We start from the raw sequence: 12,776 nt of genomic DNA, 5'->3' as shown, positions 1-12,776 counted from the left end.
ACAAAACGCCCACGATGATAGTCGACTCAGGCATCCGGATTCGCCGTCCCGGACGCCGGCGGGAGCCCCCACGAGGCACCGGCGCGACAGCCGCCCCACGGCAGCACCCGGCACAATGACGGACATGAGCCCGCTGCTGCGCCGTAGCGCCCGCAAGAACCCCGCCGACTCCATCGTCACTCTGATCGGCAAGCCCGGCTGCCACCTGTGCGACGACGCCGAGGCCGTCATCGAGCGGGTCTGCGGCGAGCTGGGCGCACGCTGGGAGAAGAAGGACATCGAGCAGGACGCGGAACTGCACCGTAAGTACTGGGAACAGATTCCGGTCGTCCTCGTCGACGGTGAACAGCACGACTTCTGGCGGGTGAATCCGGACAGGCTGCGCAAGGCACTGGGGGGATAGCCGCCGGGTAGCCCCACGGATACGCAGTGTTCACGCCATCGCATCGTCCCGGCTCCGGGCACCCCGAACAAACTGGCTATGCTCACGGCATGGCCGCACTCGGATGGCTCCTTTCCCGCAAGCGCTCCGCCACCGCCCGCAGCGTGCTGGCGGGCGAGGCCTCGGCGGAGGCAGCGCGCAAGTCCGCCCAGGAGAGCGACGAGACGTCCGCCCCGGTCGAGCCGGAGACCCCCGAGCAGCCCGAGCCGGAATTCCCGGTCGCGGGCGACGAAAAGGCCGCCGCCTTCTTCGACCTCGACAACACCGTGATGCAGGGCGCCGCCATGTTCCACTTCGGACGCGGCCTCTACAAGCGGCACTTCTTCGGCAAGCGCGATCTGCTCCGCTTCGCCTGGCAGCAGGCCTATTTCCGGCTCGCGGGCACCGAGGACCCCGAACACATCCAGGACGCCCGCGACAGCGTGCTGTCCATCGTGAAGGGCCACCGCGTCTCCGAGCTGATGAGCATCGGCGAGGAGATCTACGACGAGTACATGGCCGAGCGCATCTGGCCCGGCACCCGCGCCCTCGCCCAGGCCCACCTGGACGCCGGGCAGAAGGTCTGGCTCGTCACCGCCGCCCCCGTGGAGACCGCCACGATCATCGCCCGCCGCCTCGGCCTGACCGGCGCGCTGGGCACGGTCGCCGAGTCCGTCGGCGGCGTCTACACCGGCAAGCTCGTCGGCGAGCTGCTGCACGGCCCGGCCAAGGCCGAGGCCGTCCGCGCGCTGGCCTCCGCCGAGGGCCTGGACCTGTCCCGCTGCGCCGCCTACAGCGACTCCCACAACGACATCCCGATGCTGTCGATCGTCGGGCACCCCTATGCGGTGAATCCCGACGGCCGGCTGCACAAGCACGCGCGCGAACACGGCTGGCGGCTGCGCGACTACCGGACCGGCCGCAAGGCCGCGAAGGTCGGCATCCCCGCGGCGGCTGCCGTGGGCGCCCTCGCGGGCGGCGCCGCGGCGGCCGTCGCCCTGCACCGGCGCCGCCGCTGACCCCCGGCGGGGGCAACTCCGGCCCGTCCCCCCGGCGTTGCCCCGCCGTCACCACATCGGGCGACAGCCCCGGCGCGCCTCCTCGCCACGGGCCGTAACCGATTTCACCCCGCAGGCAATCCTGTTGTCATACCCCCACATGGCCCACGACAGTCCTGGCGTGTCCGGATTGCCACAACACGCTGCCGAATCGGCCACACCATCGGCAAATCCGGTCAACTTCCGTTCAGAGTTCGATATTTGATCGAGCAGCAATCGGGCTCAGAACGCATGGAAACGATGATTTGAGCAACTCGGTGTAGCGCTGCCTGTACGAAGGGTTATTCTCCTCAGACGCAAACCGGTACCCACTTGTCCCCACGGCGAGTGAACGGTCCCGCACTGCACGTGATGGAAGCTCTGCCTCTGGGAGTCCCGTGTACCCACACGTCGGGGTTGACGCCTCGGGCCTGGCTACGCTGCGCGCAGCGGTCGTCGACCGTCTGCGCGGCTTCGTCCCCACCGCGTATGCCGTCCCCGCCCTCGCCACACCCGGCCCGGCCGTAGGGAACGGCGGCCCGGCCGGTCCCCTCTACGCCCTCGCCGAGAGCAGCGCGGCCGTCGGCAGACGAGCCCGCCGTGGCGCCGCCGCCACGACCACGACCACCCGCCGCCCCAGCGCCGACAGCGACAGCGCACGCATGCTGGACCTGGTCGAGCGCGCCCAGGCCGGCGAGGCCGAGGCCTTCGGCCGCCTCTACGACCAGTACGCCGACACCGTCTACCGCTACATCTACTACCGCGTGGGCGGCCGGGCCACGGCCGAGGACCTCACGAGCGAGACGTTCCTGCGCGCCCTCCGCCGCATCGGCACCTTCACCTGGCAGGGCCGGGACTTCGGCGCCTGGCTCGTGACCATCGCCCGCAACCTCGTCGCCGACCACTTCAAGTCGTCAAGGTTCCGGCTCGAAGTGACCACGGGAGAGATGCTCGACGCCAACGAGGTCGAGCGCAGCCCGGAGGACTCCGTCCTCGAATCCCTTTCCAACGCAGCCCTGTTGGAGGCGGTGCGCAAACTCAATCCGCAGCAGCAGGAGTGCGTCACCCTCCGCTTCCTGCAGGGCCTCTCGGTCGCCGAGACCGCCCGGGTGATGGGCAAGAACGAGGGTGCCATCAAGACGCTCCAGTACCGGGCCGTGCGCACCCTGGCCAGACTCCTGCCGGACGACGCCCGCTGATCCCGTGCGCCGCTTCCCCCGACCCCGACCGCTTCCCCGAGGTCCCCGCGTCCGCGTAACCCGACTGCCGCGCCACTCGTTGTCCGGGATGCAGGCTTCCCGAGGTCGCGCCCAACCCCTGTCTACTCACTCGTTCGAGTGGACGCCCTCAAGGCGTGCAACCCTACTGATGTCCAGGGGAGTCGACCGTCATGACGAGAGGAGGTGCCGCCCGTGATCGCGAATGTTTCGGCGCACCGGCGGGCGAACGCCTTCGCCCAGGCCCTGGAGGACCAGGACCTCCAGGGCGCTGCGGCCGCACGGCCCGGACCACCGGCTGAGGATGCCGGGCAGGCCCGGCTGCTGGCCCTGGCGAGCGGGCTCGGTGAGCTGCCCGCCCCCGAGCTGGATCCCGAGGTGAAAACCGTTCAGCGGGCTCAGCTGATCGCCGCCATGGAGAGCCAGTTCGCGGGCGGCGGCACCACGGTCCCCCAGCCGCGCAAGGGTGCGGGCCAGGGTGCCCACCGGGCGCTGGGCCGGCTCCGGCCGCGCTCCCGCTGGTCCAAGGGGCTCGCCGCCGGCGGGCTCACGGTGGGCGTGGCGGCGGGCGCGTTCGGCGGTGTGGCGTCGGCGAGTTCCAACGCCCTGCCGGGCGACACCCTCTACGGGCTCAAGCGCGGCATCGAGGACCTCAAGCTCGGCATGGCCGACAGCGACGCCGACCGCGGCGGCCTCTTCCTCGACCAGGCGTCGACGCGCCTGGCCGAGGCCCGCCGCCTCATGGAGCGCGGCCGCTCGGGCCACCTCGACCACGAGTCGCTCAACGAGATCCGCCGCACCCTCTTCGGCATGCAGCAGGACGCGGCCGAGGGCCACCGCCTGCTCCACGCCGCCTACCGGCGCGACGGCTCCCTGGGTCCCATCCGGCGGCTGTCCTCGTTCGCCGCCTCGCACCGCGAGGGCTGGAGCCAGCTGCGCGAGCGGCTGCCCCTCCCGCTCACCGACGTGGGGGACAAGGTCAGTTCGGTCTTCACCGCCATAGACGATGAGGTCGAACCGCTGCAGGGCCTGCTGCACCAGCCCAAGGGCAGGCATGCCGCTCCCGACCGGGGCAGCGCCTCGCCGCACGCCGGAGGCAGCGCGGGCCGTTCCGCGCCCGCCCCGCAGTCCCCGTCCGCGGCCGACGGCAAGCACCCCAGCAGCAGCCCCCGTTCGTCCGCCCCGAGCAGTCACGAGGAGGGCGAGGGGCTCCTCGGCGGTACGGGCCTGCTGCAGCCCGCGCCCGACAGCTCGAGCACGTCCGGCTCCCCGGGCAAGGACGGCAAGCAGTCCGGCAAGCCGCCCATCGTCATCCCGCCGCTGCTGCCCCCGGACGTCCTGCCGGGTCTGGGCATCCACGGCCAGGAGGACAAGTAGCACAGCAGGTACGGACAGACGGCGGTCGGTGTTCTTCCCTCGGACTCAGAAGAACACCGACCGCCGCTGCACGAGCAGTTTGGCCCCTCCTTTTCGTCGCCCTCGCAGTGCTCCGCACGCTTCGGACGACTGCGCCGGACTCCGTCCGTCGGTCCTGGGTACCCCGAGTCAGAAAAACACCGAACGGCGCTGCACTAGCAGCTTGTACAGCGTGTGCTGAATCGTTTCCCGCACCTGGTCCGTGAGGTTGAACATCAGCATCGGGTCGTCCGCGGCCTCCGCCGGGTGGCCGTCCGTGGGGATGGGCTCGCCGAACTGGATCGTCCACTTCGTCGGCAGCGGCATCAGCCCCAGCGGGCCGAGCCACGGCCAGGTCGGCGTCAGCGGGAAGTAGGGGAAGCCGAACAGCCGCGCCACCGTCTTCGCGTTGCCGACCATGGGGTAGATCTCCTCCGCCCCCACGATCGAGCACGGCACGATCGGCGCCCCGGCACGCAGTGCCGTCGAGACGAACCCGCCCCGGCCGAAGCGCTGCAGCTTGTACCGCTCGGAGAAGGGCTTCCCGATCCCCTTGAAGCCCTCCGGCATCACGCCCACCAACTCGCCGCGCTCCAGCAGCACTTGGGCGTCCTCCGCGCAGGCGAGGGTGTGCCCGAGCTTGCGGGAGATCTCGTTGACGCCGGGCAGCCGGAAGACCAGGTCCGCGGCGAGCATCCGCAGGTGCCGCGCGGCCGGGTGGTGGTCGTGGACCGCGACCTGGAGCATCAGGCCGTCCCACGGGAGCGTCCCGGAGTGGTTGGCGACGATCAGCGCCGCGCCCTTGTCGGGGATGTTCTCCAGGCCCTTCACCTCGACCCGGAAGTACTTGTCGTAGACCGGCCGCAGCGCGGACATCACGACCTGCTCGGTGAGCTCCTCGTCGAAGCCGAAGTCGTCGACCTCGTACTCGCCGGTGATCCGCCGCCGCAGAAAGCTCAGCCCGTGCGCCAGCCGCCGGTCCCAGCCGCCCTCCTCCGGGGCCTGCACCGCGCCGGACGGCGCCGGCTGCGCGTCGGCGGACTCCTGCGGCTCGTCCCGCTGCGCCGGTACGGGGGCGAGCGGCGCGGCCGCCCGGCCGGGCCGGGCCCGCACGGGCCGCTTGGGCCTCCGCTTGGCGCGTGGATCGTCGCCGAACGGGATGACCTTCGCATCCGCCATGGTGGGTGCGCTCCTCAGTTCTGGCCGCGGCCGGCTGGCACCAGCGCCGCGATCCGGTCGACGGTACGGGCGAGGGTCTCGGGCGGCAGCAGCCCCGGGCCGCGGCTGCGGGCGAAGTCCGCGAAGGCCTCCGCAGTGGAGTAGCGGGGGTGGAAGCCCAGCGTCTCGCGCATCTGCGCGGTGTCGACGACCCGCCCGTGGGTGAGCAGCCGGACCTGCTCGGGCGAGAAGTCCAGGACTCCGACGGAGCGCAGCACCGAGCCCACCCAGGTGACGCTGGGCAGGAAGAAGGGGAGGGTGGGGCGCCCGAGCCGCCGGGCGGCCTGGGAGAGCAGCAGAACGCCGTCTCCCGCGATGTTGAAGGTGCCGCTGTTGAGCGTGGAGCGGGCCGGCTCGCCGGTGGCGATGCGCAGCACCTCGATCGCGTCGTCCTCGTGGACGAACTGCAGCCGGGGGTCGAAGCCGAGGACCGTGGGCAGTACGGGCAGGGAGAAGTACTCCGCGAGCGGCGAGTCGGCACAGGGCCCGAGGATGTTCGCGAACCGCAGGACGCACACGGCCACATCGGGCCGGCGGCGCGCGAAGCCGCGCACATAGCCCTCGACCTCGACGGTGTCCTTGGCGAAGCCGCCGCTGGGCAGGGACTTGGGCGGGGTGGTCTCGGTGAAGACGGCGGGGTCGCGGGGGGCGGAGCCGTAGACGTTGGTGCTCGACTTGACCACGAGCCGCTTGACGGAGGGGGTCTTCTGGCAGGCTCCGAGCAGCTGCATGGTGCCGATGACGTTGGTCTCCTTGACCGCGGCCCGGCTGCCCCGCTTGGCCAGCGAGGTGCCGCTGACGTCCATATGGACGACGGTGTCCACGGCGTGCTCGGCCAGGAGCTTGCCGATCGTCGGGTGGCGGATGTCCGCCCGTATGAATTCGGCCCCGCCCAGGCGGTGCTCGGGTGGCACCGCGTCCACCCCGATGACCCGGTCGACGTCGGGCTCGCGCAGGATGCGGCGGACGAACCGGCCGCCCAGTTGCCGCGCGACTCCGGTTACGAGCACGACCTTGCCCAAGATCAGCGCCTTCCTTCCACCCTCACCCGACCAGAAGTGCCCTGCCGCGGCCACGGTAGCGGGTCGTTGTTGCACTGTGATGACCGCCCGCTGCACCGAGCGACATTTCAAGCCGTAGCGAAGGCATCACTCACTGCAACGCACCGCAGCCCTCCCACCGGGAACGGTGGAAGGGCTGCGGGACGAGCACAGCGGCGAGCCGCTTACTTCTTGTTGCGACGCTGAACGCGCGTGCGCTTGAGCAGCTTGCGGTGCTTCTTCTTGGCCATCCGCTTGCGCCGCTTCTTGATAACAGAGCCCACGACTACCCTCGCTTACATCGATTCACTCGGTGCGGGGCGTCCGAGCCCACACGACCTACATCGGGCCAGCCTACCCGGCACCGGGCGAACAGCGTAATCCGAGGCCCCCGTCAGGCTGTTTCCACCCCCACGTAGGACTCCCGGAGGTACTCGTGCACCGCTTGCTCTGGGACCCGGAAGGACCTGCCCACCCGGATCGCCGGCAGATGACCGCTGTGCACCAAGCGGTACACGGTCATCTTGGACACTCGCATCACCGCGGCGACTTCCGCCACGGTCAGGAACACGACCTCGTTGAGAGGCCTTTCGCCAGCAGCCATGACACACCTGAACCTTCCGCACATGACGCGCACCGGCTTCCCCTCCGGTGACTCCTCGTCGCTGCGCGCTCACTCCCCAGAGTAGGGGCGGGTGATGCGAGTGGGGAAGAGGAGCAGCCATCGGCCGCCTACTGTGACAGACACGCTCGATTGAGTACATAGCGAGTAAGCGGTCGGTAGTAATCAGACCGCACAGTGTCATCAAGCGGAACGACGACGGACACCCTCCCCTCGGCCTCCCCGACGAACGGAGCAGGGTCGTCCGCGTCGGCCGGACCGATGGCCTCAATGCCCAGCTGACCTGCCCCGCAGAGCCACCCGTGGTCCCCGATGACCAGGTCGGGCAGGGGTCCGCCGGCCTCGGCCGCAGCGGCCAGGGCGATCCGAACCGGGAGTGGTGAATGCGTATGCGCGCCCGGCTCACTCCCCGACGCCCGCGCGCCGGGTTCACGCATCAGCGCGACTCCTCGGACGTAGTCAAGGTGGTAAGTGCGTACCCCGAACCGGGTCGTTATGTCGACACTTCGACCCTGCGCCGGGGTGAGGACTTCGCATCCCGCCGCCGAGAGGCCGACGGCCAACCCGGCGTAGAAGTCCAGGAGCCGGTGCGGGTGACCGGTCCCGAGCAGCACCGCGCCGCGCCGTTCGGCCACCGCGCCGAGCCGCTCGGCGAAGGCACCGAGTGCCACGATCGTCCGCTCGGGGTCGATCACATCCTGCCCGGAAGTGTGCTGGGGATCGGCTGAAACCCCGCACCTGTTGCTCATCAGACGCAACAAGTCCTCGAAGCGCCAGTCACATTCAGGCTCAAGACCGATCAGCACCCGCGGGTCCCCCGCAGCGAACGCCCGGTAGCGGTGGAGACTCCCTTCCCGCGAGGTCGCCACGACCCCGGCGAGCCGCGCGGAGAGGAGGTGCGCGCGGAGGGCGTCGCTGCTCACCATGGGGTGGATCCCTCCCCTGCCTACGGCAACAGTCCGTGCGCCGGAAACACCGCTCGGCGCGTGGCGAGCACGGCCTGGTCCAGGCGGTCGGCGGGGTCGTACCCCGACTCCCCGAAGTCCCGCCACACGGGCGTCCGCCCGTCCGTCATCCGCAACGGCCCCAACTCCCGTGTCCGGCGGAACGCTTCACCCCGCCACTCCTCCGGCACCACGGTCTCAGGATCCACCGGCCGCCCGGCCGCGATCCCCACCAGATGCGTCCACGACCGCGGCACCACCTCCACCACCGCGTATCCGCCCCCGCCCAGCGCGACCCAGCGCCCCTCCGCATGTTCATGGGCCAGCGCATGGCACGCCTCCGCCGCCATCCGCTGCGCGTCCAGCGACACGGCCAGGTGCGCCAGCGGGTCGTCGAAGTGTGTATCGGCGCCGTGCTGGCTCACCACCACCTGCGGCCGGAAGGCGGCCAGCAGCTCGGGCACCACGGCGTGGAACGCCCGCAGCCACCCGGCGTCCCCCGTCCCCGCCGGCAGCGCCAGGTTCACCGCGCTGCCCTCCGCACCCGGGGCACCCGTCTCCTCGGGCCAACCGGTCTGCGGGAAAAGGGTCCTGGGGTGCTCGTGCAGCGAGATCGTCAGCACCCGCGGGTCCTCCCAGAAGGCCGCCTGCACCCCGTCGCCGTGGTGCACGTCCACATCGACGTACGCGACCCGCTCGGCCCCCAGCTCGAGCAGCCGGGCCACCGCCAGGGCCGCGTCGTTGTAGACGCAGAAGCCCGAGGCGCCGCCCGGCATGGCGTGGTGCAACCCGCCCGCGAAATTCACCGCATGGGCGGCCTCCCCGCTCCACACCGCCTCGGCCGCGGCCACCGACTGACCGGCGATCAGGGCCGAGGCCTCGTGCATTCCCGCAAAGGCCGGCACGTCGGTGGTCCCGATCCCGTAAGGGAGAAAGGCCGCGGGGTCGGCATGGGGCACGGCCCCGGGATCCGCCGAAGCCGCCCGCACGGCATCGATGTAGTCCTCGCGGTGCACCAGCCGCAGCGTCGACTCCCCCGCCGGCGGGGCCGCCACCACCCGCACCGCCTTGTCCAGCCCGAAGGCCTCCACCAGACGCATGGTCAACGCGAGCCGCACCGGGTCCATCGGATGCCCGGGACCGAAGTCGTAGCCCGTTACTGCCTCATCCCACATCAGCTGTGCGCGGCCGCTCATGACCGTCACCGTATCGGTCGGACAACACCCCGAACGAGCGGACGTACAACAACGTCGCAAGAACAAGTGTCATCGGCACACACATCGCCCCGCGATAACTCCACGCCTCGCCCAGAACACCCACGAGAGGCGAACCGACCAGAAATCCCACGTAGTTGAAGACATTGAGCCGGGCCACGGAGGCGTCGTCCTCGGCGGCGGCGAAGATCTGCGGCACGATGACGCACAGTCCGATCCCCAGAAGAGTGAACCCGCCTATCCCCACCCACGCCCCGGGCGCCATCGCCACCACGGCAAAACCGCCCGCCGCGACCACGGCCCCGGCCCGGACGACGGCAACCGCACCGAAACGCCGCACCGTCAGATCCCCGAGCGAACGGCCGATGAGAGTGGTCGCCATGTAGACGTTGTAGGGAACGGTCGCGAGCTGTTCGGAACCGTGCAGCACCGAATGCAGGTATGTGGCACTCCAGTTGGAGACCGTCGAATCACCGATATAGGCGAAGGTCATGACGAGGCAGAGGGGCAACAGCCCGCGGGCGGCCCCGGCCCCCGGCGCGGACGACCCGTGCCCCGAGCCCGGCTCCTCGGCGGTACGGACGACGTACCACCGGCTCGCGATGAACGCGGCCGGCAGGACGACGGCCACGACGGGCACGTCCAGCCGGGCCAACGACCACCCCTGGTGCGCACCCAGCCACGCGAGCGACGCCCCGGCGATCCCTCCCAGGCTGAACGCGGCATGAAAGCCGAGCATGATGCTGCGCCCGTACGCGCGCTGCAGGCCCACCCCGAGCATGTTCATCGACGCGTCCAGCGCTCCCACTGCGAGCCCGAACGCCCCGAGCCCGCAGGCCGCTTGCCACAGCCGGTCCCCCGCGGCCACCGCCGGCAGGGCGAGGCAGACGACGGGCTGCACCCAGCGCAGTACGTACGCGGGCGGCACTCTCCGCACCAGGCGCCCGGTGACCACACTGCCGACCCCGGCCAGGACCGGCACGGCAGCGAGGAAGACGGGTAACAGCCCGTCGGGCATCCCGTACTGGTCCTTGAGCGCCGGGATCCGGGTGACGAGGAGGGCGAAGACGACCCCCTGGACACAGAAGCTGACGGTGAGGGCGAGCCGGCCGTGCCGTATGTGGGATGCCATAACGCAAAAATGCCGTAGGCCCCGGTCAAAGACCAGGGCCTACGGCATTCTCTAAAATGAGTTCGGCGGCGTCCTACTCTCCCACACGGTCCCCCATGCAGTACCATCGGCGCTGAAAGGCTTAGCTTCCGGGTTCGGAATGTAACCGGGCGTTTCCCTAACGCTATGACCACCGAAACACTATGAAGATATCGACTCCGGGCAATTTCACGGGTCGTTACTTCAGAACCTACACAGTGGACGCGAGCAACTGAGGACAAGCCCTCGGCCTATTAGTACCAGTCAGCTCCAACCGTTACCGGTCTTCCACACCTGGCCTATCAACCCAGTCGTCTACTGGGAGCCTTACCCCATCAAGTGGGTGGGAGTCCTCATCTCGAAGCAGGCTTCCCGCTTAGATGCTTTCAGCGGTTATCCCTCCCGAACGTAGCCAACCAGCCATGCCCTTGGCAGAACAACTGGCACACCAGAGGTTCGTCCGTCCCGGTCCTCTCGTACTAGGGACAGCCCTTCTCAAGACTCCTACGCGCGCAGCGGATAGGGACCGAACTGTCTCACGACGTTCTAAACCCAGCTCGCGTACCGCTTTAATGGGCGAACAGCCCAACCCTTGGGACCGACTCCAGCCCCAGGATGCGACGAGCCGACATCGAGGTGCCAAACCATCCCGTCGATATGGACTCTTGGGGAAGATCAGCCTGTTATCCCCGGGGTACCTTTTATCCGTTGAGCGACGGCGCTTCCACAAGCCACCGCCGGATCACTAGTCCCGACTTTCGTCCCTGCTCGACCCGTCGGTCTCACAGTCAAGCTCCCTTGTGCACTTACACTCAACACCTGATTGCCAACCAGGCTGAGGGAACCTTTGGGCGCCTCCGTTACCCTTTAGGAGGCAACCGCCCCAGTTAAACTACCCACCAGACACTGTCCCTGATCCGGATCACGGACCCAGGTTAGACATCCAGCACGACCAGAGTGGTATTTCAACAACGACTCCACACACACTGGCGTGCATGCTTCACAGTCTCCCACCTATCCTACACAAGCCGAACCGAACACCAATATCAAGCTATAGTAAAGGTCCCGGGGTCTTTCCGTCCTGCTGCGCGAAACGAGCATCTTTACTCGTAGTGCAATTTCACCGGGCCTATGGTTGAGACAGTCGAGAAGTCGTTACGCCATTCGTGCAGGTCGGAACTTACCCGACAAGGAATTTCGCTACCTTAGGATGGTTATAGTTACCACCGCCGTTTACTGGCGCTTAAGTTCTCAGCTTCGCACACCCGAAGATGCGCTAACCGGTCCCCTTAACGTTCCAGCACCGGGCAGGCGTCAGTCCGTATACATCGCCTTACGGCTTCGCACGGACCTGTGTTTTTAGTAAACAGTCGCTTCTCGCTGGTCTCTGCGGCCACACCCAGCTCAGGAAGTAAATCCCATCACCAGACATGGCCCCCCTTCTCCCGAAGTTACGGGGGCATTTTGCCGAGTTCCTTAACCATAGTTCACCCGAACGCCTCGGTATTCTCTACCTGACCACCTGAGTCGGTTTAGGGTACGGGCCGCCATGAAACTCGCTAGAGGCTTTTCTCGACAGCATAGGATCATCCACTTCACCACAATCGGCTCGGCATCAGGTCTCAGCCTCAACGTGTGACGGATTTGCCTATCACACGGCCTACACCCTTACCCCGGGACTACCACCGCCCGGGCTGGACTACCTTCCTGCGTCACCCCATCGCTTACCTACTACAAGTCTGGGTCGTCGGCTCCACCACTTTCCTTCACCCGAAGGATCCAGAACGGCTTCACGGACTTAGCATCGCCTGATTCGATACTGGGCGTTTCAAAGCGGGTACCGGAATATCAACCGGTTGTCCATCGACTACGCCTGTCGGCCTCGCCTTAGGTCCCGACTTACCCTGGGCAGATCAGCTTGACCCAGGAACCCTTAGTCAATCGGCGCACACGTTTCCCACGTGTGTATCGCTACTCATGCCTGCATTCTCACTCGTGAACCGTCCACAACTCGTTTCCACGGCTGCTTCACCCGGCACACGACGCTCCCCTACCCATCACAGCAGACGTTGGTCCTTATGCTGCAATGACACGACTTCGGCGGTACGCTTGAGCCCCGCTACATTGTCGGCGCGGAATCACTTGACCAGTGAGCTATTACGCACTCTTTCAAGGGTGGCTGCTTCTAAGCCAACCTCCTGGTTGTCTCTGCGACTCCACATCCTTTCCCACTTAGCGTACGCTTAGGGGCCTTAGTCGATGCTCTGGGCTGTTTCCCTCTCGACCATGGAGCTTATCCCCCACAGTCTCACTGCCGCGCTCTCACTTACCGGCATTCGGAGTTTGGCTAAGGTCAGTAACCCGGTAGGGCCCATCGCCTATCCAGTGCTCTACCTCCGGCAAGAAACACACGACGCTGCACCTAAATGCATTTCGGGGAGAACCAGCTATCACGGAGTTTGATTGGCCTTTCACCCCTAACCACAGGTCATCCCCCAGGTTTTCAACCCTGGTGGGT

General features: G+C 67.9%; 11 protein-coding genes and 2 rRNA genes (1 of these 13 cut by a window edge). 4 read left to right on the top strand and 9 right to left on the bottom strand.

Annotated features, from left to right (window positions below; translation table 11 throughout):
* The first annotated feature begins 124 nt into the window (after nucleotides 1–124).
* The 4 genes from ACMATS_RS20690 to ACMATS_RS20675 all read left to right on the top strand — a co-directional run bounded on the left by ACMATS_RS20690 (nucleotide 125) and on the right by ACMATS_RS20675 (nucleotide 4,052).
* Nucleotides 125–403, top strand: a complete 279-nt coding sequence (locus ACMATS_RS20690; RefSeq protein WP_171085663.1) for a glutaredoxin family protein — start codon at nucleotides 125–127, stop codon at nucleotides 401–403.
* An 89-nt stretch (nucleotides 404–492) separates the two neighbouring features.
* Nucleotides 493–1,440 carry an HAD family hydrolase gene (locus tag ACMATS_RS20685; protein WP_390780688.1) on the top strand — a complete coding sequence of 316 codons (948 nt, stop codon included), beginning with the start codon at nucleotides 493–495 and terminating at the stop codon, nucleotides 1,438–1,440.
* Nucleotides 1,441–1,856: 416 nt separating this feature from the next.
* Nucleotides 1,857–2,657, top strand: a complete 801-nt coding sequence (locus ACMATS_RS20680) for an ECF subfamily RNA polymerase sigma factor, BldN family (protein WP_390780687.1) — start codon at nucleotides 1,857–1,859, stop codon at nucleotides 2,655–2,657.
* Nucleotides 2,658–2,870: 213 nt separating this feature from the next.
* The gene (locus ACMATS_RS20675) at nucleotides 2,871–4,052 is read left to right on the top strand and encodes a DUF5667 domain-containing protein (RefSeq protein ID WP_390780686.1); all 1,182 of its coding nucleotides are present in this window, start codon (nucleotides 2,871–2,873) and stop codon (nucleotides 4,050–4,052) included.
* Between the two features lie 168 nt (nucleotides 4,053–4,220).
* Here the strand turns inward: ACMATS_RS20675 and ACMATS_RS20670 are convergent, their stop codons facing one another.
* The 9 genes from ACMATS_RS20670 to ACMATS_RS20630 form a co-directional block, all read right to left on the bottom strand.
* Nucleotides 4,221–5,249, bottom strand: a complete 1,029-nt coding sequence (locus ACMATS_RS20670) for a lysophospholipid acyltransferase family protein (protein ID WP_414168676.1) — start codon at nucleotides 5,247–5,249, stop codon at nucleotides 4,221–4,223.
* Nucleotides 5,250–5,263: 14 nt separating this feature from the next.
* Nucleotides 5,264–6,310: an NAD-dependent epimerase/dehydratase family protein gene (locus tag ACMATS_RS20665; protein ID WP_390780685.1), complete on the bottom strand. Its 1,047-nt coding sequence runs from the start codon at nucleotides 6,308–6,310 to the stop codon at nucleotides 5,264–5,266.
* Nucleotides 6,311–6,513: 203 nt separating this feature from the next.
* Nucleotides 6,514–6,612 (bottom strand): 30S ribosomal protein bS22, encoded by a 99-nt coding sequence (locus ACMATS_RS20660; protein WP_003948845.1) that lies wholly within the window; start codon nucleotides 6,610–6,612, stop codon nucleotides 6,514–6,516.
* A 110-nt stretch (nucleotides 6,613–6,722) separates the two neighbouring features.
* Nucleotides 6,723–6,932 carry a helix-turn-helix domain-containing protein gene (locus tag ACMATS_RS20655; RefSeq protein ID WP_067299677.1) on the bottom strand — a complete coding sequence of 70 codons (210 nt, stop codon included), beginning with the start codon at nucleotides 6,930–6,932 and terminating at the stop codon, nucleotides 6,723–6,725.
* A 128-nt stretch (nucleotides 6,933–7,060) separates the two neighbouring features.
* Entirely contained in the window at nucleotides 7,061–7,876 is an 816-nt protein-coding gene (locus tag ACMATS_RS20650) for a phosphatase (protein WP_414168675.1), read from the bottom strand.
* A 20-nt stretch (nucleotides 7,877–7,896) separates the two neighbouring features.
* On the bottom strand, nucleotides 7,897–9,090 hold the full coding sequence (locus tag ACMATS_RS20645) for an acetoin utilization protein AcuC (RefSeq protein WP_390780683.1): 1,194 nt from the start codon (nucleotides 9,088–9,090) through the stop codon (nucleotides 7,897–7,899).
* On the bottom strand, nucleotides 9,059–10,240 hold the full coding sequence (locus tag ACMATS_RS20640) for an MFS transporter (RefSeq protein WP_414168674.1): 1,182 nt from the start codon (nucleotides 10,238–10,240) through the stop codon (nucleotides 9,059–9,061). The genes ACMATS_RS20645 and ACMATS_RS20640 overlap by 32 nt, the downstream gene beginning before the upstream one ends.
* Before the next feature lie 60 nt (nucleotides 10,241–10,300).
* Nucleotides 10,301–10,417, bottom strand: a 5S ribosomal RNA gene (rrf, locus tag ACMATS_RS20635).
* A gap of 75 nt (nucleotides 10,418–10,492) precedes the next feature.
* A 23S ribosomal RNA gene (locus tag ACMATS_RS20630) occupies nucleotides 10,493–12,776 on the bottom strand; it runs 838 nt beyond the window's last position.

The organism is Streptoverticillium reticulum, assembly GCF_047456005.1.
GTDB classification, from domain to species: Bacteria; Actinomycetota; Actinomycetes; order Streptomycetales; family Streptomycetaceae; genus Streptomyces; species Streptomyces reticulum.
This window is presented reverse-complemented; position numbering and strand designations above follow the sequence as displayed.